The following is a 23,862-nucleotide window of genomic DNA, read 5'->3' as shown; positions in this document are numbered from 1 at the left end:
ACCGGGGCAGGGGCCCTTGACGGCACCGGCAGGGCGGGCGATTTAAGTAAATATGTTCCTGCAGTTCTTCACATCGCTGCGCGACGCCCAGGTCCCCGTGACGCTACGGGAATATCTGACCTTGATGGAAGCGCTTGACGCCGATCTCGCCGAACAGACCGTCGAGAACTTCTACTATTTGTCGCGCGCCGCCCTGGTGAAGGACGAGCGCAATCTCGACAAGTTCGACCGGGTGTTCGGCACCGTGTTCAAGGGGCTCGAGAGCCTGCTCGACGCCATGGGCAAGGCAGAGATCCCTGAGGAGTGGCTGAAGAAGCTCGCGGAGAAGTATCTCACCGAGGAAGAGAAGAAGCAGATCGAGGCCATGGGCTGGGACAAGCTCATGGAGACCTTGAAGAAGCGGCTCGAGGAACAGAAGGGCCGTCACCAGGGCGGCAGCAAGTGGATCGGCACCGCCGGCACCTCGCCGTTCGGCGCCCACGGCTATAATCCCGAGGGCGTGCGGATCGGCCAGGAGAAGAACCGCAACAACCGCGCCGTGAAGGTGTGGGACAAGCGCGAGTTCAAGGATCTCGACGGCAATGTCGAGCTCGGCATCCGCAACATCAAGGTCGCGCTGCGGCGGCTGCGCAAGTTCGCGCGCACCGGCGCGCCCGATGAGCTCGACCTCGACACCACGATCAAGGAGACCGCCAACCACGGCTATCTCGACGTGCACATGCGGCCTGAGCGGCGCAATGCGGTCAAGGTGCTGGTGTTCTTCGATATCGGCGGCTCGATGGACTCGCATATCGAGCAGGTCGAGGAACTGTTCTCGGCCGCCAAGAGCGAATTCAAGCACATGGAATATTTCTACTTCCACAACTGCCTCTATGAAGGCGTCTGGAAGCAGAACAAGCGGCGCTTCACCGATCGCACGCCGACCTGGGACGTGCTGCACAAGTATCCGCACGACTACAAGGTGGTGTTCGTCGGCGACGCCTCGATGTCGCCTTACGAGATCATGGTGCCCGGCGGCTCGGTCGAGCATGTCAACGAAGAGGCCGGCTCGGTCTGGCTCGACCGCATCACCCGCACCTATCCGCATGCGGTGTGGCTCAATCCGGTGGCGCAGAAGCACTGGGACTATTCGGAATCGACCACCATCATCCGCCGCCTGTTCTCCGAGCGCATGTATCCGATCACGATCGAGGGTCTGGAGCACGCGATGCGGGAGCTGGTGCGGTAGTCAATTCCGTCATTCCGGGGCGATGCGAAGCATCGAACCCGGAATCTCGAGATTCCGGATCAGCCGCTTCGCGTCTGTCCGGAATGACGGTGGCAAAAGATAAAGACAAAGGGAGAGCCCCATGCCCCAGAACATCCACCGCGGCATCAAGGTGATGATCGACGAGGCCAATGCCGAGATCGAGACCATCAGCGCGGCCGATGCGATCACGCTGATCGGAAAGAACGACGTCGTCATCGTCGACATCCGCGACCCGCGCGAGATCGAGCGCGACGGCAAGATCCCCGGCGCGTTCTCCTGCACCCGCGGCATGCTCGAGTTCTGGATCGATCCGAACAGCCCCTACGCCAAGCCGATCTTCCAGGAAGACAAGAAGTTCATCTTCCACTGCGCCGGCGGTCTGCGCTCGGCGCTCGCCGCCAAGACCGCGAAGGACATGGGCCTGAAGCCGGTCGCTCATATGGGCGGCGGCTTCGCTGCGTGGCGCGAGGCCGGCGGTCCGATCGAGGCGTGGGAGCCGAAGAAGAAGGGCTGAGCAAGATGTCACACGCGGGCTTGCCGCCTTCGCTAAGAAGTTTCGGCGGCCACTTCACGGAGAGCCCGGCGAAGCCTTTTGCGTAGCCGGGACCCGCGTGTCCATCGTTTCGAAGCAAGATGGATTGCCGGATCAAGTCCGGCAATGACGATGGAGAGACAGGCAAGATGACCACCACCGACGATCCGCTCGTTTCGACCGAATGGCTGGCTGCGCATCTCGGCGACGCCAACGTCAAGGTGCTCGACGCGACCTTCAAGCTGCCCGGCGTGCTGCCGCTGCCGAAGGACGACTATCTCGCCGTGCATCTGCCCGGTGCGGTGTTCTTCGACGTCGACGCGGTGTCCGATCATTCCAATCCGCTGCCGCACATGTTTCCGAGCGCCGAGCAGTTCGGCCGCGACATCGGCGGGCTCGGCGTCGGCAATGCCGACACCGTCGTGATCTATGATTCCGGCGGCTGGGTTGCCGCGCCGCGCGCCTGGTGGATGTTCCTGTCCTATGGCCATCGCAATGTGCGCATTCTCAACGGCGGTCTGAAGAAGTGGCGCGCCGAGGGCAGGGCAGTCGAGAGCGGCGAGGTGAAGGCGAAGCCTGCGACCTTCAAGGCGAGCTACGATCCGAAGCGCGTGCGCAGCATCGAGCAGATGATCGCCAATGTCGAAAGCCATGCCGAGCAGGTGATCGATGCGCGTGCCGCCGAACGCTTCGAGGGCCGCGCGCCGGAGCCGCGGCCGGGCATTCGTGCGGGCCACATCCCGGGCGCCCGCAACGTGCCCTACGGCCAATTGTTCGATGCCGTGACCGGCGAGATGAAGCCGCTCGACGATCTGCGCAAGTCGTTCAGCAGCGCCGGCGTCAAGCTCGACGCGCCGATCGTCACGAGCTGCGGCTCCGGCGTCTCGGCCGGCGTGCTGACGCTCGCGCTCTACCGGCTCGGTGTCACCGAGAGCGCGCTCTATGACGGCTCGTGGTCGGAATGGGGACAGGCGAGCGGCCCGCCGATCGCGACGGGTCCGGCTTAAGCTGCGGGATCAACGCCGCGTGAGCGGCACCAGGGTCGGGTTGCCGAACGGATCGAGCTGCTGCTGAACGGCCTGCCGCACCGGTGGTGCGCGGACGATCCGCCGGCGCTCCTTGCGATGTGCCGGCTTGCTGGTCGCGTTGCGCTCCGGCTTCTTCGCTTCCGTGGCCTTCGGCGCGGCCGGCGCTTCGACGACAACTTCGGGTCCACCCAGCGTTGCGATCCTGCTGGCGGCTGCGATGGCCTCGGGTGACGGCGGTGCTGGCTCCGGCCCAGCCATCGCTGGCGCCGCTGCGGCGGGCGTGGGTTCGCTGGGTGTGGCAGGCGGATCGACCACGGCGGCGACCTTGGCCTCGGCTGGCGCCGGTGCCGCTTCCGTGGAAACCGGCGCGGGCTGCGATGCAGGCGACGGATCTGCGGCCGGAGGTTGCGGAGCAACTTCGGCCGACTGCGCTGGCGCAGGAGTTTCGACCGTCTGGGCTTCCAGCTTCTGCGGAGCAGGCGGTGCGTCATCCGCCGTCACGGCGGCGAGCTTCGCCGGCTCGGCTGGAGGAGAGGCTTCGGCAGGAGCGGCCGGCTCGGAGGCGGCAACCGGCTCGGACGGCGTCGAGGGCGCTGGGCTGTCGGCCGCCGCCCTGTCTGCGGCTGATGGCTCGACCCGCACCATGGCGAGCACCGGCGGCGTTTCGGGCTGCTGCGCAAATTGCGGCTCGGGCGGGGCCCGGCGGGCGGGAATGCTGGCGAATTCCTCATGCGCCGCGCGAAACAGCGCGGCTGCCCCTAACCCGAACACCAGAAGCGACGTCGCCAGCACGATCGCGGCGAACAGGAAACGAAGGCCGGGGAGCATGGGCGCGGGTTCCCCCTTCTGCGGGAGGGTCTTTGATGTCGAGGGAACGCGGTGACCACACAAGAGAGCCGGCGTCGCGAACGCGAATCAGGCCGATTCGAAGATATCGCAACCCCCGGAGACTGTTTGTTACAAAATGCGGGTGATTGATGACTTTGGGCAGGTGGACAATCATTCCCGACCCATGAGACATCTTTGCCGCAGCGTTGACGGCAAATCACAAATGCCCGAAATGGCCCGGGTTTCGCGGATTTGTCTTGAATGCGCCGCTATCTTCCTGCATTGGGCCGTTAACAGTCCGGTGTGGCTTGGGGACTATAACAGAGCAATGATGATCAACCGCATTCTGACGATTTGCGCTGCCGCGGCTCTCGGCGTGGCGGGAACCTCGCTTGCGCATGCGCAGCAGGGGTATCCGGTTCCCCAGGGCCCGGCCTATTCGGCAGCGCCGCAGCCCTACTCGCAGGGCAACATGCCGGATTTCGACTCGCTCGACGATGAAGATGCGCCGCGCAATTCGGCCGCGCTGCCGCCGCCCGGCCCGGTGATGTCGCCGGATGACCCGCGCTATGGCCGCCCGACGAATGCACCGGTCTATTCCGATCGTGGTGCGCCCGCCGGTCCCGTGATGTCGCCGGACGATCCGCGCTACGGCCGTCCGATGAATTCCCAGCCGGTCTACTCCGAGCGCGGTGCGCCGACCGGTCCGGTGATGTCGCCCGATGATCCGCGCTATGGCCGGCCGATGGGGCCGCCGCCGGTGATCTACGGCGATCGTCCGGGCGCGCAGCAAGCCAATCGCGACAATGGCGTTCCGGCAGCCGGCGTGTCCTATGGCGACGACCGCGGCGGCATGCGTCCGCCCGAGGGCGTGACCGGAGCCGTGCCGCAGCAGCAGGCGCCGGTCGATGCCAATGGCAAGCCGCTGCAGATCGCGTCGCTGCCGGCGGACGAGCAACCGGAAGACGGCCCGGCGCAACTGGCCCCGAATCTGCGGCGCCAGGAAGTGGCGTTCGCGACCAAGGAACCGGCCGGCACGATCGTTGTCGATACGCCGAATACCTATCTCTATTACATCCTGGGCAATGGCCGGGCGATCCGTTATGGCGTCCGCGTCGGCCGCGACGGCTTCACCTGGACCGGGGTGCAGAAGATCACCCGCAAGGCCGAGTGGCCGGATTGGCATCCGCCGACGGAGATGATCGAACGCCAGCCCTATCTGCCGCGCTTCATGGCCGGCGGACCCGGCAACCCGCTCGGCGCCCGCGCGATGTATCTCGGCTCGACCGTGTACCGTATTCACGGCACCAACCAGCCGTCGACCATCGGCAAGTTCGTCTCGTCGGGTTGCATCGGCATGCTGAACGAGGACGTCTCGGACCTGTTCGAGCGCGCCAAGGTCGGCACCCGTGTGGTTGTGCTGCCCGGCGGCGCCGCCCCGGGCACGACGACGGCGTCCGCCGCGCCGCCGCCCAACCCGATGGCCCCCGCTCAGGCTGCGCCGCTGCCCGGCACGCAGCCGACCTCGGTCCAGCCGCTGCCCGCGCCGGTCACGGTGCGCTAGGCCAACCGGCAAACTCATCATTGAAAAAGGCGCGCGAACAGCGCGCCTTTTTTGTTTGCCGATCGATGTCCGATCTCAGGCCAGCCGCCGCGGCGGCTCGCTGCCTTTGGTGAAGGCGTCGATGCACGCGACCATCTGCTGATAGTGCGTCTGCAAGCTCTCGCGCGTCGCATAGCCGAGATGCGGCGTGATCACGACATTGTCGAGCTTGCGAAGCGGGTGATCTGATGGCAGCGGCTCGACCGAGAACACGTCGATGCCGGCGCCGGCGATCTTCTTGTCGCGCAGCGCCGTAAGCAGGGCGTCTTCGTCGACGATCGGCCCGCGCGCGGTGTTAACGAGATAGGCAGACGGTTTCATGCGGGCGAGATCGGCGGCGCCGACCAGTCCGCGCGAGCGCGGGCTCAGCACGACATGGATGGTGATGATGTCTGATGTCGCGAACAGCTCGTCCTTGCTGGCGTAGCCGACGCCGGCCTCCTCGCATTTCTCCGGCGTCAGGTTGGGGCTCCAGGCGATCACGTTCATGCCGAACGCCTTGGCCATGCCGGCGACCTTGCTGCCGAGCTTGCCGAGGCCGATGACACCGAGCGTCTTGCCCTCGATCTCGGTGCCGGCAAAACTCTGCCACGCCTCGCCGGCGTGCATCCGCGCATTCTCGCGGCCGATGCCGCGGGTCAATTCGAGGATCAAGCCCATGGTCAGGGGCGCGGTGGGATCGCGGCTATACTGCGTGCCGCACAGCACCACGTTGCGCTCCTTGGCGGCCTCCATGTCGATTGCCGCGTTGCGCATGCCCGACGTGATCATGAGCTTCAGCTTCGGCAGCGCGTCGAGCAGGCTGCGCGGGAACGGCGTGCGCTCGCGCATCGCGCAGATGATCTCGAAATCCTTCAGCTTGGCCGCTGCCTTCGCCTCGCTCGCGAACGGTTGGTCGAACACGGTGACCTCGACGCGATCCGTGATCGCCGGCCAGTCGGCCAGCGAAAGCGCGATGTCGAAATAGTCGTCGAGGATTGCACAGCGGAGCCGCGTCATCGGAAAGGTCCATTCAGGGTGAGGCGACGGCGGAAAATCAACCGTCGGGGAGACCCGGATGGTCGCGCGCAATCGGCAGGCGCGCAAGCGGCCGCAGGTTCAAAATGCGGCGATTGTCACGCGGCTCAGGATGGCTTGCGCGTCTTCGCGGTGCGGATATCGACGAGCATCGAGCGGACGGCCGGCGACAGCGCCATCTGCTTGGCACGGCAGGCCGGACCCGGGCCGCGCATATAGTGCAGTTCCGGCCGGTAGGGATGGAAAGCCTTGGCAACGAAAGCCCGCCAGAAGGCGCTGAATTCGGCGAACAGCGTCGCCTCGCGTTTGGTCGTGGAGCGCGAAAGAGGTGCTGAAATGATGGTAGCCATGACGTGGCCTCAACTGTTTGGTCGCGGTTCTGCCGCGAAAATCGCCGTTTTTCGGCGTTGGAGACGAGTTTTGGCCTGATTTATTAAAAGATGGTTTCCATTGTCGTGATTCGGCGCGCACATGGTGTCGAACCCGTAATCACCCGTGGCGAATGGACGGAACGTGGTGAACGGATGGAAAACAACCGCCCTGCGGTTGCGCTTTCGGGGGCCGGCCGTTACATCGGCGGCAGCAAAATTTCCTTTAAATCGGATCAATTCCAGGGACAGCGGATGGCTCGCCAGTTCATCTATTTCATGCAGGGTCTGACCAAGGCGTATCCGACCCGCAAGGTGCTCGATAACATCCATCTGAGCTTCTATCCGGACGCCAAGATCGGCGTGCTCGGCGTCAATGGCTCGGGCAAGTCGACGCTGCTCAAGATCATGGCCGGCCTCGACAAGGAATATAACGGCGAGGCCTGGGTCGCCGAGGGCGCCCGCGTCGGCTATCTCGAGCAGGAGCCGCACCTCGATCCCGCACTCAACGTCCGTGAGAACGTCATGCTCGGCGTCGCCAAGCAGAAGGCGATCCTCGACCGCTACAACGAGCTCGCGGTCAATTATTCGGACGAGACCGCCGACGAGATGACCAAGCTGCAGGACGAGATCGAGGCGCAGGGCCTGTGGGATCTCGACAGCAAGGTCGACCAGGCGATGGACGCGCTGCGCTGCCCGCCGGACGATGCCGATGTCACAAAGCTGTCGGGCGGTGAGCGCCGCCGCGTCGCACTGTGCCGTTTGCTGCTCGACCAGCCGGAATTGCTGCTGCTGGACGAACCGACCAACCATCTCGACGCCGAGTCGGTGTCATGGCTCGAAGGCCATCTGCGCAACTATCCCGGCGCGATCCTGATCGTGACCCACGATCGCTACTTCCTCGACAATGTCACGAGCTGGATCCTCGAGCTCGACCGCGGCCGCGGCATTCCTTACGAGGGCAACTACTCGTCCTGGCTGGTGCAGAAGCAGAAGCGGCTAGAGCAGGAGGGCCGCGAAGACGCCGCCCACCAGAAGACGCTGGCACGCGAACAGGAGTGGATTGCGTCGTCCCCCAAGGCACGCCAGGCCAAGTCGAAGGCGCGCTATCAGCGCTATGAGGACCTGCTGAAGCAGGCCAGCGAAAAGCAGACCCAGACCGCGCAGATCACGATTCCGGTCGCCGAGCGTCTCGGCCAGAACGTGGTGGACTTCGAAGGCCTCAGCAAGGGTTTTGGCGACCGCATGCTGATCGACGATCTCACCTTCAAGCTGCCGCCGGGCGGCATCGTCGGTGTGATCGGTGCCAACGGCGCCGGCAAGACCACGCTGTTCAGGATGATCACCAAGCAGGAGGAGCCCGACAAGGGCTCCATCACCGTCGGCGAGAGCGTGCATCTCGGCTATGTCGACCAGTCGCGCGACGCGCTCGACGGCAAGAAGACGGTGTGGGAGGAGATCTCAGGCAACAACGAGCTGATCCTGCTCGGCAAGAAGGAAGTCAACTCGCGCGGCTATTGCTCGTCGTTCAACTTCAAGGGCGCCGACCAGCAGAAGAAGGTCGGCGCGCTGTCGGGCGGTGAACGCAACCGCGTGCATCTCGCCAAGATGCTGAAGTCGGGCGCCAACGTGCTGCTGCTCGACGAACCGACCAACGACCTCGACGTCGACACGCTGCGTGCGCTGGAAGAGGCGCTGGAGGATTTTGCCGGTTGTGCCGTCATCATCAGCCATGATCGCTGGTTCCTCGACCGCATCGCGACCCACATCCTGGCCTTCGAGGGCGACAGCCACGTCGAATGGTTCGAAGGCAACTTCCAGGATTACGAAAAGGACAAGATGCGCCGCCTCGGCCAGGACAGCATCATCCCGCACCGCGTGAAGTACAAGAAGCTGACGCGCTGATCGGTCAAAGCAGTCGAACGCGGCCATCGCGCCGCGTTCGGCTGTTCCTCTTTGCAGGATCATGACGGTATCGCGGCGCAAATCTGCGGCCAGTTGTCGCTTTTCAAGCGCGCGGGATTGCGTAGATAGAGCGCTCCGCAATTTCTCAATTCCGCGAGCACCCCGACATGTCCGCACTATCAGACGCGCCCGCCCGCTCCAAGGGCCGGTCGCTGCGTCCCGTTCCCATGCTGATCTTCGGATCGCGCTGGCTGCAATTGCCGCTCTATGTCGGCCTGATCATCGCCCAGGGCGTCTATGTCGTGCTGTTCCTGAAGGAGCTGTGGCACCTGTTCGCCCATGCCTTCGATTTCAGCGAGCAGCAGATCATGCTGGCCGTTCTCGGCTTGATCGACGTCGTCATGATCTCGAACCTGCTGGTGATGGTGATCGTCGGCGGCTATGAGACCTTCGTCTCCCGCCTCAATCTGCAGGGGCATCCGGATGAACCGGAATGGCTCAGCCACGTCAATGCCAGCGTGCTGAAGATCAAGCTGGCGATGGCGATCATCGGCATCTCCTCGATCCACCTGCTGCGCACCTTCATCGAGGCCGGCGCGCTGTCGTCCGGCAAGAGCACGTACACCGAGACCGGCGTGATGTGGCAGACCATCATCCACTGCGTCTTCATCCTGTCGGCCATCGGCATCGCCCTCGTCGACAAGCTGTCGAACGACTCGATCGAGGGCGCCAAGCAGCAGTCCGGGCACTAGCCAGGACAACGACTAATGGCTGGCGCGGCGTCATCGCGCGGCGCGCTGGCCAAACAATGCCGGCGCGGATCTTCCAAGCCATTCGGGGATCTGCGCCGCGCCGCGCGGAAATCCGCGGGCCATAGCAAGGATGAACGCGGTCTGCCAGACGCCGAACAGCACCAGCCAGCCCAGCAAGGTCGGCAGCCTGACGATTGCACCGTAAATGGTTCCGGCCGCGATGGCTGCGATCCAGGTCACCACGACGCTGTCGATCCGCCTGAACGCGGGGTTGGTCAGGAGCACGCCGAGAATGGTGATCGCTCCGCCCACCGCGCCGCCGATGCCGCCGATCAGATAACCCATCAACGGGTTGTTGCCGAGCGTCTCGGTGATCTGGGCCGGGCTCGCGGCATTGCCGTCGACTGGGACGGTCTTCGCGTACTGGCCGAGCGCCTGAAGCGTGACGGCGCTGGCATCATAGGCCGCGATCCATGCCGCGGTCGTGATGGCGACCACCAGCGCCAGTTGAAACCGGTCCTTGGCGCCGAACACGACATTGCAGGCGGCGATCGCCGCGCCGAAGATCACCCCTGGCAGGATCGTGATCCCGCCCGCGTCTGAGACGACGAACGAATATTGCAGGACGTTGAGCGCATAGGTCGCGACCAGGCTGCACACGACGGCGGACGCAAGCGCCAGCACGAGGAAAGGCAAATTCGGTCGGCCGCGCGACTGCGCGCTCTCGGCCGCCAGCATGCGGTCCACCGCGGCCCGCGTCTCGGCGGCGGCGCTGCCCTGCGGCTCCAGGATCGTGACCGCCTTGAGATAGGCCGGAACCTGGTCGAGCGGGGTCGGCGCCATCATCACCGGCAGCACGCGGTTGCTCGGGTTCGGCCATTTGGCTCGGGCAAAGGCGAGCTCGCTCAAGGTGTAGCGTCCCTTGGTCACCGATTCCGGGCTGATCAGGAACACCATAAAATCGCTGCTTTCGATGGCTTTTTCGACGCGCGCATCGAAACTGTCGCCCGGCGGGAGATCGTCGTGCGAAAAGAAAACGTCATGGTCGCAATTGCGCAGGGACTGAGCGATGTTGTCAGCCTGCGATTCCAGTTCGGAGGGAAATGACAAAAATATGCGCATGGCAAAACTTACCACCCAGAATTGAATTCTGACATTGCCGAATCCACGTTGCAATGCCTGTTTCCGCCAGTGTGCTGAATGCGAAGTTCGTGCGATTTCGCGGCAGCCGCTTCACGAACTTCGCATTCATAAAGCACACTGGAATCATAAGTTTGCTAGTGTCCTTATCGAATCTGAAGTTCGCTCCGAAGGTGCGGCGAATGATATTCGGATTCGGGACACCAGGTGAGATCGATCATGAAATGGCCAGCCACCATCGTCGCATGCGCGGTGCTGCTGTGTGCGCCGCTGCAACGGCCCGCATCCGCCGCCGACGCCGCGTTCACCCAGTTCATCGCCTCGCTGTGGCCGGAAGCCAAGGCGGCCGGCGTATCGCGCGAAACCTTCGATCGCGAGACGCGCGGGCTCGAGCCCGACTACAAGCTGCCTGACCTGATCCTTCCCGGACGCCCGAAGACCGGCGCGCCGGCGCAGGCCGAGTTCGTGCAGGTGCCGGCCGACTACATCAAGGAAGCCTCGATCGCGCGGCTCGCCACCGAGGGGCAGCGGCTGCTGCAGAAGTATCGTCCGTCGCTCGACGCGATCGAGAAGCGGTTCGGCGTTCCCCCCACCATCGTGCTGGCGATCTGGGGCCGCGAGACCGACTACGGCCGCTATTCACTGCCCTACGACACGCTGCGCGTGGTGGCGACGCAGGCCTATGTCGGCCGCCGCAAGGATCAGTACCGCACCGAGTTCATCCTCGCACTGAAGATCCTCGGCGAGGGCGCCGTGACGCGCAAGGAGCTGCGCTCGTCGTGGGCGGGGGCGACCGGCTACACCCAGTTCCTGCCGTCGGAATATTACAAGCACGGCGTCGACCTCGACGGCGACGGCAAGGTGGACATCTGGCACTCGGTGCCCGACGCGCTCGCCTCCGCCGCGCAACAGCTCGTCAACAAGGGCTGGCAGCCCGGCGTGCGCTGGGCCTACGAGGTCACAGCACCCGCCAATGCCGATTGCACGATAGGTGTCCCCGAAGTGACCAAACCGATCAGCCAGTGGCTGCGGGCAGGCTTCGTGCCGGTGCGCGGCGTGAGGCTCAGCGCCACCGAGCAGGCGCAATCGGCCTCGCTGCTGCAGCCGGAAGGCATCTACGGTCCGGCCTTCCTGACCACGCCGAACTACTTCGTGATCAAGGAATACAATTTCTCCGACCTCTATGTGCTGTTCGTCGGCCATCTCGCCGACCGCATGACGAGCCCGCAGCCGTTCGCGACGCCATGGTCGGCGTCGAAGCAGCTGCGTTCTGCCGACGTCGAGGCGATGCAGCAGCAGCTGACGAAGATCGGGCTCTACAAGGACAAGCTCGACGGCAAGGCCGGGATGCAGACCCGCGCCGCGCTCGGCGCCTATCAGAAGCAGGCCGGGCTCAAGGTCGATTGCTGGCCGAGCGAGGCGGTGCTGCGCGCGATGAACGGGCAGCGCTGATTACCAAGCCTGCCTGGTGACGAAAACAAAAACCCGGCCGCAAGGCCGGGTTTTCGAGTGTGATGCTGATAGCGTCGATCGATCAGTCGCAAACCTGGATGCGACGGAAGCGCCAGCCGTAGCCGTCCCAGAAGCGCTCACGAACCCAGCGGCACGGAGCTTCTTCGACGTAGGTCGGTGCCGGTGCAACATAGACCGGAGCAGGACGGGCGCCTGCGATCGCGCCGCCGAGCAGGGCGCCGCCGATCAGGCCACCGGCAACGCCGGCCGCGATGGCCCCGCCGTCACCAGCCTTGGCAGCCGGAGCAACCGCCAGCGAACCGGCAAGCGTGGTAACGGCGACAAGGGCAGCTAAAGTCTTCTTCATGTCTTTGGCTCTCCTGGAGGGTGGTGGCGTCGTGGTTCGGCGCCAGGTTTTAGGTGACTCACACGCTGATCTCGAACTGCTGTCTTGCTAAACAGCGCAGAACAGTCAACCGAAAGTAAACGTCGGCAGGCTCATCGCGCAGAAAAGCGGTTTTTTCTGGCCTTCTACAGCAGATGTCCCGGACAAACAGTCGGTTTTCCGGGACATCTGGTTCGAATTAATCGAGATGAACGGCGATCAATCGCAAACGCGGACTCGGCGAACGCGCCAGGTGTAGCCGTCCCAGAACCGCTGGCGCTGCCAGAAGCAATCGGGACCGTAACCGGGCTCGGCGACATAGGCCGGACCGGGCGCGTAGTAGCCATAGCCCGGACCGTAGTAGCCGTTCTGCGAAGCGATCGCGCCACCGACGATGGCGCCACCGATCAATCCCGCAGCGACGCCAGCGGCGACACCGCGTTGTGCCTGGGCGGGGGCGGGCACCGCCACAGCCGAAACCGCCAGAGTGGCGGCGGCGCAAAGCGCCAGCAATGTCTTCTTCATGACCTCACCTTTCTCACGGGAGCAGGGACAGCGTACGTGGGCGATCTGTCTCGCCCTGAGGGTTCCATATTCCGCTTGAATGATCAATGAACGACGCTGCCGTATTCGCGTCCAAATGCTTGCAGCTTTTGGCATATCTTGCAACGCACAAGCTCGTAGCCGCAGTGAACCAGTGCGTGTGGCGATGGAAGCCCGGATTGGCCCGGTAGACTGGCCTGACGGGTCTCTTATTCCCGAAAGGCGGGGCCAACCGATTTAGATTCATTCCAATATGAATCTTGCATCAGTTTGGAATTGCTACAAAAACGGCTTTTTCCTTTTGCATCCGGCCGGGGTCGACAATATCCATATTGGCGAGCATCACCCGTTGGACCCGCCTCATCTGATGATTGTCTGTTCCTGTAACGTCCTCAGCGACCACGATGTCCGCAATGCCGTCAATGGCGGCGAGTCTGTGACACGAAGCGCAAAGCAGGTTTATGGCTGCCTCGGCTGTAGCGCCGAATGCGGTCGCTGCGCGCGCACCATCAAGGCGATCATCGACGAGGCGCTTGGCCCTTGCGCCAAGGCCTGCTGCTCGGGTTGCCCCCACAGCGGCCATCCGCACGCCGCCAACGAAGACGCCGAGCCGGCCGAATTCGCGCTCGCGGCCTGCTAAGCCATTTTCGGTTCTGATCGACGCAGAACCGAAGCTACCCGTTTCAACGCGTTTTCTTCATGCGATCCGGCTGCCACGCCGCCGGAAACGCTCTGCCTCCGCAAATCCCCCAAATCCGGTTATCCACGCGCTGCTTCCGCGAAGGGTTGCTCTCACCGGCAATCTGATTTAGAAGCGTTCTAAATTCAGTGCTGGCCGGTTTTGGCCGCGACAGGTGGAGTGGATCATGCAAGGCGACCCGAAGGTCATCGATTATCTGAACAAGGGGCTGCGCAGCGAACTGACCGCCATCAATCAGTATTGGCTGCACTACCGGATGCTCAACAATTGGGGCCTCCTGGAGATGGCCAAGGTCTGGCGCAAGGAGTCCATCGAGGAGATGGAGCACGCCGACAAATTCGTCGACCGCATCCTGTTCCTCGACGGCTTCCCGAACCTGCAGGTGCTCGATCCCCTGAAGATCGGCCAGGACGTCAAGGAGATCATCGAGTGTGACCTGGCTGCCGAGATCGGCGCCCGCACGCTCTATCAGGAAGCGGCGACCTACTGCCACGGCGTCAAGGACTATGTCAGCCGCGACCTGTTCGAGAGGCTGATGAAGGACGAGGAAGACCACATCGACTTCCTCGAGACCCAGCTCGACCTGATCAAGCGCATCGGTCTTGAGCTCTACACCCAGAAGCACGTCGGTCATCTGAAGGGCGAGGAGTCCTGATCGACGTCGCGCTGATCGAAGCGCGTCGGCAAAAATGCGAGAGGCCGTCCGTGCGGGCGGCCTCTTTCGTTTTCGCGATCCGGAGCGAGTGATCGGTCAGTAGCAGCGGGTGATGTTGATGGTGCGATCGCCGTCGCGGCCGGGCACTGTCACGCTCTCGGTGGGGCAACTCGACACATAGGGGCGATCCGACGGCACCACGGCCGGCGGATATCGATGCGCCCAATCCCAGGGCACGTCCTGAGTGTAAGTGTAGCGAACGTCGTTCGACGCCGGGGCCGGGACCGCGGCGGCGAAGGGAACGTCCGCCGCGCCATCATAGTATCCACCCGCGTCCGGCAACACGATGCCGGGCGCGCGCACATGATGACGGAAGGCCGGATGGTGCGCGGAAAACGTGCCGCGCGGCGCCGTTCCGGATCTTGCATAGGTCGCGGTCGAGGAAGCGAGCAGCAGTGCTGCAACGCCGATGGACGCCATCAGCGCCCCATATGTTCGATCAGTCATGGCCGGCACCAACTCGCGGTTACGGAGCATTGTGCAGACGCTAGGCCGCGCCTGAGGGCGCCCGCAAACTCATCCTTAATTATTGGTTAAAAAGTAAGGTTAACAGGAGGTATCTGTTTCAAATTGGCGCGACTGCGTGGCGGCGCCTCAGACCGCGTCTGCTGGAACGAAGCAGCTGATGATGATGTTGCCGCGGTGGTGCACGTACCACACCACTGCCTCGCCGACCGGATTGCCGCGATCGCGGATGATCGCGCGCTCCGGCACCATCATCCATTCGCCCTCGATCGGCACCCAATAGGTGCCGCCCCGAACGTCATAGCTCGTGCGATGGCCGTCGGAGATATCGCAGCACGGCACGCCGTTCGGCGCGATCACGCTCTTGAACCAGGCGCGGATATCTGATGGCACGTTGTCGTATTGGCCGTTGTCGAACGCCAGCGCTGCGCCCGCCGTCATGGCGAGCCACGCAAGCATCGCGCCATGCGTGAGCCTTCGCATCGCATCCCTCCGCGACAACCTTGTGCGTGACACGCGCGCATCGTCTCGCGCGCGAATCCGATGTTGGTGCAATTAGGCACGAACCGCGCACGAGATGCATGCCCAAAGAATCAGCGAGACAGCGCTGTTGTCTGTGATGCAGTGCGGGATCGCCGCGCTCAGGCGGGTTTCTTCGCGCGTGCCTTCTTCGCAGGCTTTGCCGCGATATTGTCGCGGGCCATTGTGAGCGCGCTGCGCAACGTGACCTGATCGGCTTTGGCGAGGCGGACATTGGTGCTGCCGCTCTTGCCCCAGCCGCCCGGCACCGGCCGGAAGATTTCCGGCTCGGCCTCGACCACGACAGCCTGTTGCTCCGGCGTCAGCTTCACCATGCCCCAATCCTTGTCGGGATAGCCGAGCGTCGCGAAGATGCGGTTGCCGACGCGGAAGTCGGCGGTGCCGTGATGCGCGCCCTCGATCCCCTCGGGCAGGCTCAGCGCGACATTGCGGAAGCGACTTGCGGACATCGCCTCGATCCCGATCGCTACATCGTGTGTTGCGGCGCCGTCTGCAGCAGCTCCTGCAATTGCCTGGCATAGAATTTGGCATCGCCGGTCGTGAGGTGGCCGCGTGTTTCGCTGCTCGCCGGAATCAGATCAATCTTGCCGTTCTTGATCCGCTTCACCGCCGCCTCGGTGACGCCGGTCTCCGGCGGATTGCGCTCATCGTCGGCCGCGTTGATCGCAAGCAAAGTGGCCTCGATCTTCTCCAGTCCCGCCGACGGATCGTAGTCGTGCGAGGCTTCCCATTGATAGATGTAATCATTGGCGTCTGCGGTGACCGGCAATGCCAGCTGGTCATCGACCATCTTGTCGGCCTGCGGCGCTGACGGCGCCAGCGTCTGGTAGCCGAGCGTGCCGCCGGCGCTCGCGAAGCGATAGGCGGCGATGGCGTATTTCATCATCCTCGGCTGGCTGGTGTAGTTGCCGCCATTGTAATCGGGATCGTTGCGAATTGTTTCCAGCATCGTCCGGCGCAGGATCCAGTTGCGCGCCGCCATCGCCGTCGGTTGCGAAGCCATCGGCACCAGGGCGTCCATCATCTGCGGATAGCGTACGCCCCAGATCCAGGTGTGCATGCCGCCCATCGAATTGCCGATCACGAGCCGCAGGTGCCTGATGCCGAGCCCTTCGGTGACCAGCCGGTACTGCGCGTCGACCATGTCGTCGTAGTCGTATCTTGGAAAGCTTGTCCGCATCGCATCCGACGGCTTCGACGATTTGCCGTGCCCGATGCCGTCGGGGATGATGATGTAGTATTTCGCAGCATCAAGCGGCTGACCCGGGCCGAACAGCTGGCCGGCAAAGGTCGGCGTCAGCATGCTGGCCGCCGAGCCGCCGGAGCCGTGCAGCACCAGCACCGGCTGCCCGGTCGGCGCGCCGACCGTGGTGTAGTGCAGCCGTAGCTCCGGCATCACCTCGCCGCTGTGGAACTTGAAGTCCTTTGCGATCCACTCGCCATCCTGCGGCGCGGGATAATCTGCAGCCATGGCCGGTACCGACATCGAAACGAAAGCGGCCACAAGCGCCGCGCACCAACGGAACATCATGCTTCTTCCCATGCACGGCATGTTTGTCCAGCCGCTCAGGCGCAGGTCTAGCATGACGCAAAGCGTTGTCCGAGCGCTGCGCCGCGTGGCTGGCGAAGATGTGTTCAGCTCGCCCTCAGCACGTTCAGCGCATACCATCCCCAATAGACCCGGTGACGCTGGATCAGACCATCCTTGATCTCCATGACCTCGACGAGATCCATCTGATCGCCGTCCGGAGACTGGCGCGGATATTCCCAGGTGAGAATTCGGCCGTCGCTGAAGAAGCCTTGCTTGAAGCGCCGTCGCTGCGGCGGGTTGGTGCGGAACACGCGCGTGATGAACTCGCGCAGCGCCTCGCGGCCCCGCACGATCCCGTCCTTGGTCTGCATCAGGTGCTGGACCAGCGGGCTTTCGATCGAGGCATCGGGCGCATAAAGCGCCAACGCTGCCTCGAGGTCCTTGTTGCCGAGGGCCTCGTCCCAGAGTTTGTAGATGCGTTCCGCGTCGGTATTGTCGGCTGCCATGATTGTTCCCTGTGTTCGTCCGATGGCGCCGATTTGATCGGAAGAGGCCGTCGCGACGTTTCAGGTAAAACTGAAATGAGTTTCACGGCACGGTGAATGCGGATAGGACGTTGTTGCGCGATCCGGAGGACGATGCGGTGAGATCATCCCAATCCGTGCAGACGGGATTTTCGCGGATCGCCGAGGCATTGGGCGATCCGGTGCGCGAGGCCATGGTCAGCGCGCTGGCCGACGGCAAGGCGCTGCCGGCCGGCGAGCTCGCTGCGGTGGCCGGCATTTCGCCGCAAGGCGCCAGTGCGCATCTGCAGAAGCTGGTGGATGCGCGCGTGCTGTCGGTGTGGGCCCAGGGCAGGTTCAGATACTACCGGATCAGGGACGATGATGTCGCGGCGCTGATCGAGAACCTGGTCGATCTTGCAACGAAGGCCACTGCCGGGCGCAAGCGCGCGATGCCCGCCGAGCAGCTCAGGCAATCGCGCACCTGCTACCATCATTTGGCGGGCCAGCTCGGCGTGTTGCTGTCGAATGCGCTGGTGCGCCGCCGCCTCGTCATCATCGAGGGCCGCGATGGTCGCGTAACGGAGCAGGGGCTGGCCTGGTGCCGCGCCGAAGAGATCGATTTCGATCCGGCGCGGCAGCCGCATCTGCGGCTCTGCAATGACTGGACCGAGCGCGTGCCGCATCTCGCCGGTCCGTTCGCCAATGCCGTGCTGGCGCGGCTGGTCGCGATGCGCGGCGTCGCGCCGCATCGGATTCCGCGCGCGCTGCGGATCACCGACCAGGGGCGGGCGTTCTTCGACCGGCTCGGCGTGCAGGTTCCGTTCTGAACCCGCGCACGGTGCTAGCGGCCGTCCTCGACCTCGGTCTCCGGGCGGTCATTGCCGGAGGCGGTTTCGGTCAGCCATTTGCCGTCCGACGTCTCGTACTGGATCGCCTCGGTGCGCCCGGGAACGCGCTGCTCATTGGCGGCGCGCCGGGCGGCGGCAAGCGCCGCGGCATGGGTTGGAAACGGTTCCGAGAACACTCCGTTGACGGTATAGGCCCAGCCGCCATCGTGCTGGACAACCTTGTAGATCACGTGGCTCATCCGGAACCTCGTTTCCATCGTGGACGATGAGGCTGCCAGAATAGACCACGATGTCGTATTTTGCAGCAGCCGATCGTCTTTGAGACGCAAGCCCCGAGATGCGGGCGAGGGAGACCGACATGTGCCGCAATATCAAGACGCTGTTCAACTTCGAGCCGCCCGCCACCGAGGACGAGATCCACGCTTCCGCGCTGCAGTTCGTGCGCAAACTGTCCGGCTTCAACAAGCCGTCGCAGGCCAATGAGGCCGCCTTCAACCTCGCCGTGACCGAGGTCTCGGACGCCGCGCGCAGGCTCCTGATCTCGTTGCAGACCACGTCGCCGGCGCGCGATCGCGAGGTGGAGGCGGAGAGGGCGAGGGAGCGTTCGCGCCTGCGGTTCGGCTGAGGCCAGGCTGAGCCTGCGCATTCCGTGATGCAGGTCACGGTGTGGGGCCTTGCCTCCAGGCATCATGGCCGTTCACCCCGGTCCCGGAGCAAACGCCATGAAGCCTGCCGCCCTGCTCACATTGTGCTCGATTGCGTTCGCCGTGCTCTGGACCTGCGGCATGCTGTGGTCGAGCGGCACGATCGACCTCGCCAACATCGTCATCCTGTCGGCCTGCGGGGCGTTCGTGGGTGTTGCCTGGTACTAAGCGATGCGCTGGTTCTTCCAGCTCATGCAGCTCGCCCGGCCGTCCGATCCTCCGGCCAATCCGGGCACCGAGCGGTGAGCATCGAGCGCGCTGAGCATTTAGCGCGACACGGATTTCGCCGGCCGTGTCGCCGCGTGATGACAGGAAGGGCTACTTCTTGTCCTTCTTGCGGTGCTTCTTCTTTTTCTTGTGGTCGTCGTCCTCGTCGTCATCCTCAGCGAAATCGATCGCGTCGACGTCAAGGGCGATCGCCTCGGCTGCCGCGCGCTCGGCGGCATCGCGCTCGGCGAGTTCTGCGGCTTCGCGCTCCTTGGTGCGCTTGTAGTCTGCCCAGGCGTCGAAGATCATGTGCAGCCACGGCATCACTTGCTCGATCGACGGCAATTGGCCGGGCGGGCCGGCTTCACCACGCGGGCCGGCCGGACCCTGCGGGCCCTGTTGACCAGCTTCGCCGCGCGGACCCTGCACGCCGGCCTTGCCTTGCGCCCCCGGCTTGCCCTGGGGGCCGGCTTTTCCGACCACACCGGCCTTGCCTTGCGGACCCGGCTTGCCGCGCGCACCTTCCGGCCCCGGTCGCCCCGGATGTCCCTGCGGTCCGGGCTTTCCCGGCTCGCCCTGACGGCCCTGCGGCCCCTGCGCCCCTCGTGACCCCTGGCGGGAAACTGTCTCGTCAGCCACTGCTATGCTCCGTCGCGATTTGAAGCCGCTTGTAACAGAGGTTGGAGCACGGCTTCAATTCTGCCCGCCGGCACCGATGCGAGCGATCAACAGTCATAATTCCATGCGCATATGACAGCGGAGGGCGCGTTGCGGGTTCTGGAGGGCATGTACCGCGAAGCCGCGGGCGAACCGCAACCGCTCGACATCGTCGTGACGCGGCACGATGTGCTTGACGAAGCGGCCTTTCGCAGCACGGGTGTGCTCGAGGTCTATGAGGAGCTGTTTCCTGCGAGTGAGCGCGACAGCGCGGACGACATCGTGCGCTGGCTGTTGTCGGATGATGTCGGCGAACGGCGTCACTTCAGCGTCGGCGGCGACGAGATGTCCTATCGCCTCGACTCGCGCTGCTTCATTCTGCGCGCCGGCGCCACGCGCGCGGTCGGGCTCGGCTTCTTCACCTACGATCACGCAAGCGAGCTGATCTTCTGCAACCACGTCGGCATCGCGACGGCGTGGCGCGGCGGCGGCCTGGCGCGCGCGTTCTATCGCGAGATGGTCGCCATGCTGGATGCGCTGTTTCCACACAATATCGGCGTGGTGCTCGAAGTCGAGCCATTCGATCACGATCGTCTTGAAGCGATGATCGCCGATCTCGAGCGGACCGGCAGGCGGCAGCTCGCGGCGGATGAGCAGGACGGGATCCGCCGATTGCTGCGCGTCGGCTGGTACGACAAGCTCGGCTATTCCGTGTTCTGCGTCGCGCGGCCACTCGCGTGCCGCTCGCCATGTCTTGATCCGTCGCTGCCGTCATCGGATTGGGCCGGCGGAGAGGAGAGCTACTGGCTGATGTGGCAGGCGCGGACCGGCGCGCCCTCCGCGGAGCTGCGCGCGGGTGAGCTCTGGCGCAAAGCCGCGACGGCGATCTATGTCGAGATTCTCGCAAAGTCCCTGGTCGCGCCGGATCCGAACGGCCGGCGCGACTATTGGGGTTATGCGACCGCACTGGTGGGCCAGACGCTGCAACGGACTGCGACGACCGACGTGCATCTCGCACCCTGCCTCGGCGAGGACGACAGAGTGTTATTGTCGCGCTGGCGGCGTCTTGCGATCGATCTGCCGATCTGATCCCTACGCCGCGGCGTGCTCGCTGTGCGGCACGTCGATGCCGTCGGCCGAATATTCGCGGATCTTGTTCCGCAACGTCCGCACCGACAGTCCGAGCACGCGCGCGGCGCGGGTGCGGTTGCCGTCGCAGCGCGCAAGTGTTTGCAGCACCAGTTCGCGCTCGACTTCATCGACAGTCGCGCCGATCAGCAATGGGACGATTTCATTTGGAGCCAGCGACGGCAGCAGTGCTTCCGGCGACGGTACGGTGGACGCGTAAGACATGAACTCCTCCCGATCAACGCCCGCCTCGTCGATGAGGCGGAGACATCGAGAAACCAACTACCCCGTAGATCCACGGTGTGCCGGTTTGGTTAACAATTCCTTAACGCGCCGCTAACTCCCTGCTTTGTAAGCAAAATACCCAGAAATCGCCACGATTGCGGTTCCATCGGTCACAGTGTCCGGTAGCCGCCATCGACCATCACGATCGACCCCGAGACATAGGCCGAGAGGTCCGAGGCGAGGAAGATCGCGGGACCGACGATGTCCTCCGGCTTGCCGGCGCGGCCGAGCGGGGTGTGGTCCATGAAGACTTTCACAAGGTCGGGATTGGAGGCGCGCACCTTCTCGTTCAGCGGCGTCTCGATGAAGCCGGGCCCGATCGCATTGACGCGCACGCCGTCCTTGCCGAGCTCGGCGGCCAATGCCTTGGTGAAGCCGAGCACGCCGTGCTTGGAGGCGGTGTAGGCCGGCGAGCTCGGCGTGCGCAGATGCACGAAGGACTGGATCGAACCGATATTGACGATGCGTCCCTTATTCTTGCGCAGCGGGGCGAGGAACGAATGCGTCACGTTGAAGACGCCGGTGAGATTGATCGAGATGATGTCTTCCCAATCCTTGATCACGGCCTCGTCGGCGCCGAGCATGCCGTTGCGGCGCGCGATGCCGGCATTGTTGACCAGGATCGAGACGGGTCCCACCTTGTCGGCGATTTGCTTCGCCATCGCGATACAGGCGTCGAGATTGGTCACGTCGAGCGCAAAGCTCTCCGCGTTGCCGCCGGCGTCGCGGATCTCCTTGGCCGCCTCCGCCGCGGCATCGCCGTTCATGTCGAGCAGCACCACGCGCGCACCCTCGCGGCCGTAGCCCGCGGCGATGGCACGGCCGATGCCTGAGCCTGCACCCGTGATGACGGCGATGTGATTGTCGAGAAGGGCCATGGTGTTTCCTCATTCTGATTTATGAGCGTTGCCGACAACACTATTCAAAACTGCGCCAACCGAAACGCCAAGCCGCGTTTGCGCGTTGCTGTTATCCGGATTCGGATGACAGTACGGACCGATCATGGACCCGAATATCAGACACTGGAAAGGTGCGATCGAGCGCTTCTGCGCTGCGCCTGATCCCGACTATCGCGAAATGGCCAGGATGATCGCCGAGATCGCCACCACCGACATCGACGACACGCTGCGGCATGCGGCCGCACAGGTGCTGCCGATTCTGCGCCAGGCGGCGCTGAAATCAGCCGACCGCCGCACCCGATCGATGGCGCTGCGCCGTCTCGGCATCGTCAGCGACGCGTTGCACATGCTGTCCGCGCCGCAGTTCGGCCGGCGTGGCCTGACGCCGAAGGCGCTGACGCAGGAAGAGCGTTACCGGCAATTGCTTGGCTTGCCGTTCGGCCGCCGCCTCGCCGCGACCGAGGTCCAGCAGGCGTTCAAGCGCGCCGCCAAGACGGTGCATCCCGACGGTGGCGGCAACGGCCCCGCATTCCTCGAACTCGCCGCCGCGCGTGATGCGCTGATCAAGCACCACTGACGCGCGATCGCGTGCGGCTGACAGCACGAGGGCGGACGCCGCGCTGTTGTCGCGTGTCCGCCCTGTGCGTGGTCGGGGAGGCGCTCAGAACGAGCAGGTGCCGTTGTTGAGGAGGCCGGTCTTGTAGCTGAACGCGGCGTCGAAGTTCGGCAGCTCCTCGCTGACGACGGCGAAGTTCGCGGGCCACGGCGTGGTCGGAACGCTCTGGTCCCAGATCTGGCAGAAGCCGGTGTCTTGCCAACGGATCAGATGATAGGGCGTGGCGCTGGCCGGGCTTGCCGCAGCAAGCACGGACACGGTGGCGGCCATGGCGGCACAGGCAATCGCAAGACGACGCATGGGAAATCTCCGGTTTGAAAAAGTGAATGCTCCGCGGGGAAATCCTGGAGCTCAGGGGCCGATCGCCCCGGACATGCAGTGAGTGTTGCAACCCCGGGAACAGGTTCAACGCGGTTCCCGCGGGCATTACCCTCACCAATGGACGCCTGCTGTGCCAAATTGCGCCTGACGACGCGCTTGCTACAGTCGGCGCATTGCGATTCGCGCTGGCGTCGCAACGTGAGCAAATCGACGTGAGCAAATCCCGGGGAGACCGCACATGAAACTTTCATTCACCCTTCGCGCCGCGCTGGTCGCACTGATGGCCTTCACGGGCCTCGCGTTCTCCACTGCCGCGCGTGCCGACAGCGGCTTCGTGACGCTCACGATCTACAAGGCCGGATGGTTCATCGGCGGCTCCGGCGGCAGCGGCGTGCTGACGTTCCGCGGCCGCTCCTATCGGCTCTCCACCGGCGGCCTCGACTACGGCCTGGTGTTCGGCGGCTCCAAGACCGTGCTGCGCGGCCGCGTCAGCAACATCAATCGTCCGTCCGACGTTGCCGGCGTCTACGGCGCGGCCGGCGCGGGCCTTGCCGTCGGCCGCGGCGCGCGCGCGATCGTGCTGACTAATCAGAAGGGCGCGGTGCTCGAACTGACCGGCCACCAGGTCGGCCTGATGGCCAACGCCGATCTGAGCGGCCTTGCGATCACGATGCGGTAGAGTTGACGGTGTGGAGCGGCGCGAGCGACAGCTGATCGTCGAGCCGGATTCAGACCATCCCCGTCATCCTGAGGAGGCCGCAACGCGGCCGTCTCGAAGGATGAATCGGCCACCAGCGGGGCCGTCGATCCTTCGAGGCTCGCTTCGCTCGCACCTCAGGATGACGGGGGCTAGATTTGCTCTTTCAGGAGGTTGTCCATCTGGTCTGAACCGAGGAAGCTGAGGTTGCGAAGCTTCAGTGTTCCAAGGAAAGACCAGA

31 protein-coding genes are annotated in these 23,862 nt (G+C 64.3%); 15 read left to right on the top strand and 16 right to left on the bottom strand.

From position 1 onward, the window contains the following. Nucleotides 1-52 precede the first annotated feature (52 nt). From BraRD5C2_RS14390 to sseA, 3 genes are all read left to right on the top strand, one after another. On the top strand, nt 53-1,228 hold the full coding sequence (locus BraRD5C2_RS14390) for a vWA domain-containing protein (protein WP_166216842.1): 1,176 nt from the start codon (nt 53-55) through the stop codon (nt 1,226-1,228). Between the two features lie 121 nt (nt 1,229-1,349). Further along, a complete protein-coding gene (locus BraRD5C2_RS14385) occupies nt 1,350-1,763 on the top strand; it encodes a rhodanese-like domain-containing protein (protein WP_016847778.1) in 414 nt (137 codons plus the stop codon). Between the two features lie 167 nt (nt 1,764-1,930). After that, nucleotides 1,931-2,788 carry a 3-mercaptopyruvate sulfurtransferase gene (gene sseA, locus BraRD5C2_RS14380; protein WP_223969344.1) on the top strand — a complete coding sequence of 286 codons (858 nt, stop codon included), beginning with the start codon at nt 1,931-1,933 and terminating at the stop codon, nt 2,786-2,788. Nucleotides 2,789-2,797: 9 nt separating this feature from the next. On the opposite strand, the gene BraRD5C2_RS14375 is transcribed toward sseA, so the two are convergent. Further along, nucleotides 2,798-3,637 carry a hypothetical protein gene (locus BraRD5C2_RS14375; RefSeq protein ID WP_223969342.1) on the bottom strand — a complete coding sequence of 280 codons (840 nt, stop codon included), beginning with the start codon at nt 3,635-3,637 and terminating at the stop codon, nt 2,798-2,800. 328 nt (nt 3,638-3,965) lie between these two features. Here BraRD5C2_RS14375 and BraRD5C2_RS14370 point away from each other — a divergent pair, with 328 nt between their 5' ends. Next, complete coding sequence (locus BraRD5C2_RS14370; RefSeq protein ID WP_223969341.1) at nt 3,966-5,201, top strand: L,D-transpeptidase; 1,236 nt, start codon at nt 3,966-3,968, stop codon at nt 5,199-5,201. A 75-nt stretch (nt 5,202-5,276) separates the two neighbouring features. Here the strand turns inward: BraRD5C2_RS14370 and BraRD5C2_RS14365 are convergent, their stop codons facing one another. Then, a complete protein-coding gene (locus BraRD5C2_RS14365) occupies nt 5,277-6,239 on the bottom strand; it encodes a D-2-hydroxyacid dehydrogenase family protein (protein ID WP_223969339.1) in 963 nt (320 codons plus the stop codon). A 125-nt stretch (nt 6,240-6,364) separates the two neighbouring features. Beyond that, nucleotides 6,365-6,607, bottom strand: coding sequence for a hypothetical protein (locus BraRD5C2_RS14360; RefSeq protein WP_223969337.1), 243 nt, complete (start codon nt 6,605-6,607; stop codon nt 6,365-6,367). A gap of 273 nt (nt 6,608-6,880) precedes the next feature. Between BraRD5C2_RS14360 and ettA the strand changes: the two genes are divergently transcribed. Both ettA and BraRD5C2_RS14350 read left to right on the top strand, forming a co-directional pair. Beyond that, nucleotides 6,881-8,530 (top strand): energy-dependent translational throttle protein EttA, encoded by a 1,650-nt coding sequence (ettA, locus tag BraRD5C2_RS14355; RefSeq protein WP_223969335.1) that lies wholly within the window; start codon nt 6,881-6,883, stop codon nt 8,528-8,530. Between the two features lie 167 nt (nt 8,531-8,697). Then, on the top strand, nt 8,698-9,282 hold the full coding sequence (locus BraRD5C2_RS14350) for a TIGR00645 family protein (protein WP_223969333.1): 585 nt from the start codon (nt 8,698-8,700) through the stop codon (nt 9,280-9,282). Between the two features lie 30 nt (nt 9,283-9,312). Here BraRD5C2_RS14350 and BraRD5C2_RS14345 read toward each other — a convergent pair whose 3' ends face one another. Continuing rightward, nucleotides 9,313-10,404, bottom strand: coding sequence for a toll/interleukin-1 receptor domain-containing protein (locus BraRD5C2_RS14345; RefSeq protein ID WP_223969331.1), 1,092 nt, complete (start codon nt 10,402-10,404; stop codon nt 9,313-9,315). 237 nt (nt 10,405-10,641) lie between these two features. Here BraRD5C2_RS14345 and BraRD5C2_RS14340 point away from each other — a divergent pair, with 237 nt between their 5' ends. Further along, nucleotides 10,642-11,874: a lytic murein transglycosylase gene (locus BraRD5C2_RS14340; protein ID WP_223969329.1), complete on the top strand. Its 1,233-nt coding sequence runs from the start codon at nt 10,642-10,644 to the stop codon at nt 11,872-11,874. An 82-nt stretch (nt 11,875-11,956) separates the two neighbouring features. Here the strand turns inward: BraRD5C2_RS14340 and BraRD5C2_RS14335 are convergent, their stop codons facing one another. Both BraRD5C2_RS14335 and BraRD5C2_RS14330 read right to left on the bottom strand, forming a co-directional pair. Then, a complete protein-coding gene (locus tag BraRD5C2_RS14335) occupies nt 11,957-12,241 on the bottom strand; it encodes a hypothetical protein (RefSeq protein WP_212311628.1) in 285 nt (94 codons plus the stop codon). Between the two features lie 237 nt (nt 12,242-12,478). Beyond that, nucleotides 12,479-12,784, bottom strand: a complete 306-nt coding sequence (locus tag BraRD5C2_RS14330; protein WP_050422015.1) for a hypothetical protein — start codon at nt 12,782-12,784, stop codon at nt 12,479-12,481. A gap of 385 nt (nt 12,785-13,169) precedes the next feature. On the opposite strand from BraRD5C2_RS14330, the gene BraRD5C2_RS14325 reads away from it, so the two are divergent. Together BraRD5C2_RS14325 and bfr are read left to right on the top strand one after the other, a co-directional pair. After that, nucleotides 13,170-13,442: a (2Fe-2S)-binding protein gene (locus BraRD5C2_RS14325; protein WP_223969799.1), complete on the top strand. Its 273-nt coding sequence runs from the start codon at nt 13,170-13,172 to the stop codon at nt 13,440-13,442. 226 nt (nt 13,443-13,668) lie between these two features. Further along, nucleotides 13,669-14,157: a bacterioferritin gene (bfr, locus tag BraRD5C2_RS14320; protein ID WP_163155403.1), complete on the top strand. Its 489-nt coding sequence runs from the start codon at nt 13,669-13,671 to the stop codon at nt 14,155-14,157. 96 nt (nt 14,158-14,253) lie between these two features. On the opposite strand, the gene BraRD5C2_RS14315 is transcribed toward bfr, so the two are convergent. From BraRD5C2_RS14315 to BraRD5C2_RS14295, 5 genes are all read right to left on the bottom strand, one after another. Then, nucleotides 14,254-14,664 (bottom strand): hypothetical protein, encoded by a 411-nt coding sequence (locus BraRD5C2_RS14315; protein WP_223969327.1) that lies wholly within the window; start codon nt 14,662-14,664, stop codon nt 14,254-14,256. Between the two features lie 147 nt (nt 14,665-14,811). Beyond that, complete coding sequence (locus tag BraRD5C2_RS14310; RefSeq protein ID WP_223969325.1) at nt 14,812-15,165, bottom strand: invasion associated locus B family protein; 354 nt, start codon at nt 15,163-15,165, stop codon at nt 14,812-14,814. A gap of 158 nt (nt 15,166-15,323) precedes the next feature. Further along, nucleotides 15,324-15,671: an MmcQ/YjbR family DNA-binding protein gene (locus BraRD5C2_RS14305; RefSeq protein WP_223969323.1), complete on the bottom strand. Its 348-nt coding sequence runs from the start codon at nt 15,669-15,671 to the stop codon at nt 15,324-15,326. A 17-nt stretch (nt 15,672-15,688) separates the two neighbouring features. After that, nucleotides 15,689-16,750, bottom strand: coding sequence for an alpha/beta fold hydrolase (locus tag BraRD5C2_RS14300; RefSeq protein WP_223969798.1), 1,062 nt, complete (start codon nt 16,748-16,750; stop codon nt 15,689-15,691). 107 nt (nt 16,751-16,857) lie between these two features. Beyond that, the gene (locus tag BraRD5C2_RS14295; protein ID WP_223969322.1) at nt 16,858-17,259 is read right to left on the bottom strand and encodes a nuclear transport factor 2 family protein; all 402 of its coding nucleotides are present in this window, start codon (nt 17,257-17,259) and stop codon (nt 16,858-16,860) included. Nucleotides 17,260-17,396: 137 nt separating this feature from the next. Here BraRD5C2_RS14295 and BraRD5C2_RS14290 point away from each other — a divergent pair, with 137 nt between their 5' ends. Further along, the gene (locus BraRD5C2_RS14290) at nt 17,397-18,086 is read left to right on the top strand and encodes an ArsR/SmtB family transcription factor (RefSeq protein ID WP_223969320.1); all 690 of its coding nucleotides are present in this window, start codon (nt 17,397-17,399) and stop codon (nt 18,084-18,086) included. Nucleotides 18,087-18,100: 14 nt separating this feature from the next. Here BraRD5C2_RS14290 and BraRD5C2_RS14285 read toward each other — a convergent pair whose 3' ends face one another. Next, nucleotides 18,101-18,346: a DUF2188 domain-containing protein gene (locus tag BraRD5C2_RS14285; RefSeq protein ID WP_016840968.1), complete on the bottom strand. Its 246-nt coding sequence runs from the start codon at nt 18,344-18,346 to the stop codon at nt 18,101-18,103. Nucleotides 18,347-18,465: 119 nt separating this feature from the next. Here BraRD5C2_RS14285 and BraRD5C2_RS14280 point away from each other — a divergent pair, with 119 nt between their 5' ends. Then, nucleotides 18,466-18,732, top strand: a complete 267-nt coding sequence (locus tag BraRD5C2_RS14280) for a DUF2277 domain-containing protein (protein ID WP_223969319.1) — start codon at nt 18,466-18,468, stop codon at nt 18,730-18,732. Between the two features lie 97 nt (nt 18,733-18,829). After that, on the top strand, nt 18,830-18,979 hold the full coding sequence (locus tag BraRD5C2_RS14275; RefSeq protein ID WP_223969317.1) for a hypothetical protein: 150 nt from the start codon (nt 18,830-18,832) through the stop codon (nt 18,977-18,979). A gap of 150 nt (nt 18,980-19,129) precedes the next feature. Here the strand turns inward: BraRD5C2_RS14275 and BraRD5C2_RS14270 are convergent, their stop codons facing one another. Continuing rightward, on the bottom strand, nt 19,130-19,657 hold the full coding sequence (locus BraRD5C2_RS14270) for a collagen-like protein (protein WP_223969316.1): 528 nt from the start codon (nt 19,655-19,657) through the stop codon (nt 19,130-19,132). A gap of 129 nt (nt 19,658-19,786) precedes the next feature. On the opposite strand from BraRD5C2_RS14270, the gene BraRD5C2_RS14265 reads away from it, so the two are divergent. After that, on the top strand, nt 19,787-20,764 hold the full coding sequence (locus tag BraRD5C2_RS14265) for a hypothetical protein (RefSeq protein WP_223969315.1): 978 nt from the start codon (nt 19,787-19,789) through the stop codon (nt 20,762-20,764). Between the two features lie 3 nt (nt 20,765-20,767). Here the strand turns inward: BraRD5C2_RS14265 and BraRD5C2_RS14260 are convergent, their stop codons facing one another. Both BraRD5C2_RS14260 and BraRD5C2_RS14255 read right to left on the bottom strand, forming a co-directional pair. After that, nucleotides 20,768-21,028: a helix-turn-helix domain-containing protein gene (locus tag BraRD5C2_RS14260; RefSeq protein WP_021076090.1), complete on the bottom strand. Its 261-nt coding sequence runs from the start codon at nt 21,026-21,028 to the stop codon at nt 20,768-20,770. Between the two features lie 170 nt (nt 21,029-21,198). Further along, nucleotides 21,199-21,966 carry an SDR family NAD(P)-dependent oxidoreductase gene (locus BraRD5C2_RS14255; protein WP_223969313.1) on the bottom strand — a complete coding sequence of 256 codons (768 nt, stop codon included), beginning with the start codon at nt 21,964-21,966 and terminating at the stop codon, nt 21,199-21,201. A 124-nt stretch (nt 21,967-22,090) separates the two neighbouring features. On the opposite strand from BraRD5C2_RS14255, the gene BraRD5C2_RS14250 reads away from it, so the two are divergent. Then, nucleotides 22,091-22,564: a hypothetical protein gene (locus tag BraRD5C2_RS14250; RefSeq protein ID WP_223969312.1), complete on the top strand. Its 474-nt coding sequence runs from the start codon at nt 22,091-22,093 to the stop codon at nt 22,562-22,564. Between the two features lie 84 nt (nt 22,565-22,648). On the opposite strand, the gene BraRD5C2_RS14245 is transcribed toward BraRD5C2_RS14250, so the two are convergent. Beyond that, nucleotides 22,649-22,903: a hypothetical protein gene (locus tag BraRD5C2_RS14245; protein WP_223969310.1), complete on the bottom strand. Its 255-nt coding sequence runs from the start codon at nt 22,901-22,903 to the stop codon at nt 22,649-22,651. 259 nt (nt 22,904-23,162) lie between these two features. On the opposite strand from BraRD5C2_RS14245, the gene BraRD5C2_RS14240 reads away from it, so the two are divergent. Beyond that, nucleotides 23,163-23,603, top strand: a complete 441-nt coding sequence (locus tag BraRD5C2_RS14240) for a lipid-binding SYLF domain-containing protein (RefSeq protein ID WP_223969309.1) — start codon at nt 23,163-23,165, stop codon at nt 23,601-23,603. The last annotated feature ends 259 nt before the right edge of the window (nt 23,604-23,862 follow it).

This window comes from Bradyrhizobium sp. RD5-C2 (genome assembly GCF_019972155.1).
GTDB lineage: Bacteria > Pseudomonadota > Alphaproteobacteria > Rhizobiales > Xanthobacteraceae > Bradyrhizobium.
This window is presented reverse-complemented; position numbering and strand designations above follow the sequence as displayed.

Bases quoted from the DNA above. Each gene is read 5' to 3' on its own strand.
- BraRD5C2_RS14375 (WP_223969342.1), bottom strand. From the start codon at position 3,637: ATGCTCCCCGGCCTTCGTTTCCTGTTCGCCGCGATCGTGCTGGCGACG.
- BraRD5C2_RS14330 (WP_050422015.1), bottom strand. From the start codon at position 12,784: ATGAAGAAGACATTGCTGGCGCTTTGCGCCGCCGCCACTCTGGCGGTT.
- BraRD5C2_RS14370 (WP_223969341.1), top strand. From the start codon at position 3,966: ATGATGATCAACCGCATTCTGACGATTTGCGCTGCCGCGGCTCTCGGC.
- BraRD5C2_RS14260 (WP_021076090.1), bottom strand. From the start codon at position 21,028: ATGTCTTACGCGTCCACCGTACCGTCGCCGGAAGCACTGCTGCCGTCG.
- BraRD5C2_RS14325 (WP_223969799.1), top strand. From the start codon at position 13,170: ATGATTGTCTGTTCCTGTAACGTCCTCAGCGACCACGATGTCCGCAAT.
- BraRD5C2_RS14300 (WP_223969798.1), bottom strand. From the start codon at position 16,750: ATGTTCCGTTGGTGCGCGGCGCTTGTGGCCGCTTTCGTTTCGATGTCG.
- BraRD5C2_RS14310 (WP_223969325.1), bottom strand. From the start codon at position 15,165: ATGCGAAGGCTCACGCATGGCGCGATGCTTGCGTGGCTCGCCATGACG.
- BraRD5C2_RS14280 (WP_223969319.1), top strand. From the start codon at position 18,466: ATGTGCCGCAATATCAAGACGCTGTTCAACTTCGAGCCGCCCGCCACC.
- BraRD5C2_RS14275 (WP_223969317.1), top strand. From the start codon at position 18,830: ATGAAGCCTGCCGCCCTGCTCACATTGTGCTCGATTGCGTTCGCCGTG.
- bfr (WP_163155403.1), top strand. From the start codon at position 13,669: ATGCAAGGCGACCCGAAGGTCATCGATTATCTGAACAAGGGGCTGCGC.
- BraRD5C2_RS14295 (WP_223969322.1), bottom strand. From the start codon at position 17,259: ATGGCAGCCGACAATACCGACGCGGAACGCATCTACAAACTCTGGGAC.
- BraRD5C2_RS14250 (WP_223969312.1), top strand. From the start codon at position 22,091: ATGGACCCGAATATCAGACACTGGAAAGGTGCGATCGAGCGCTTCTGC.
- BraRD5C2_RS14285 (WP_016840968.1), bottom strand. From the start codon at position 18,346: ATGAGCCACGTGATCTACAAGGTTGTCCAGCACGATGGCGGCTGGGCC.
- BraRD5C2_RS14245 (WP_223969310.1), bottom strand. From the start codon at position 22,903: ATGCGTCGTCTTGCGATTGCCTGTGCCGCCATGGCCGCCACCGTGTCC.
- BraRD5C2_RS14360 (WP_223969337.1), bottom strand. From the start codon at position 6,607: ATGGCTACCATCATTTCAGCACCTCTTTCGCGCTCCACGACCAAACGC.
- BraRD5C2_RS14385 (WP_016847778.1), top strand. From the start codon at position 1,350: ATGCCCCAGAACATCCACCGCGGCATCAAGGTGATGATCGACGAGGCC.
- BraRD5C2_RS14350 (WP_223969333.1), top strand. From the start codon at position 8,698: ATGTCCGCACTATCAGACGCGCCCGCCCGCTCCAAGGGCCGGTCGCTG.
- BraRD5C2_RS14240 (WP_223969309.1), top strand. From the start codon at position 23,163: ATGAAACTTTCATTCACCCTTCGCGCCGCGCTGGTCGCACTGATGGCC.
- BraRD5C2_RS14390 (WP_166216842.1), top strand. From the start codon at position 53: ATGTTCCTGCAGTTCTTCACATCGCTGCGCGACGCCCAGGTCCCCGTG.
- BraRD5C2_RS14340 (WP_223969329.1), top strand. From the start codon at position 10,642: ATGAAATGGCCAGCCACCATCGTCGCATGCGCGGTGCTGCTGTGTGCG.
- BraRD5C2_RS14315 (WP_223969327.1), bottom strand. From the start codon at position 14,664: ATGACTGATCGAACATATGGGGCGCTGATGGCGTCCATCGGCGTTGCA.
- BraRD5C2_RS14255 (WP_223969313.1), bottom strand. From the start codon at position 21,966: ATGGCCCTTCTCGACAATCACATCGCCGTCATCACGGGTGCAGGCTCA.
- ettA (WP_223969335.1), top strand. From the start codon at position 6,881: ATGGCTCGCCAGTTCATCTATTTCATGCAGGGTCTGACCAAGGCGTAT.
- BraRD5C2_RS14335 (WP_212311628.1), bottom strand. From the start codon at position 12,241: ATGAAGAAGACTTTAGCTGCCCTTGTCGCCGTTACCACGCTTGCCGGT.
- sseA (WP_223969344.1), top strand. From the start codon at position 1,931: ATGACCACCACCGACGATCCGCTCGTTTCGACCGAATGGCTGGCTGCG.
- BraRD5C2_RS14365 (WP_223969339.1), bottom strand. From the start codon at position 6,239: ATGACGCGGCTCCGCTGTGCAATCCTCGACGACTATTTCGACATCGCG.
- BraRD5C2_RS14345 (WP_223969331.1), bottom strand. From the start codon at position 10,404: ATGCGCATATTTTTGTCATTTCCCTCCGAACTGGAATCGCAGGCTGAC.
- BraRD5C2_RS14305 (WP_223969323.1), bottom strand. From the start codon at position 15,671: ATGTCCGCAAGTCGCTTCCGCAATGTCGCGCTGAGCCTGCCCGAGGGG.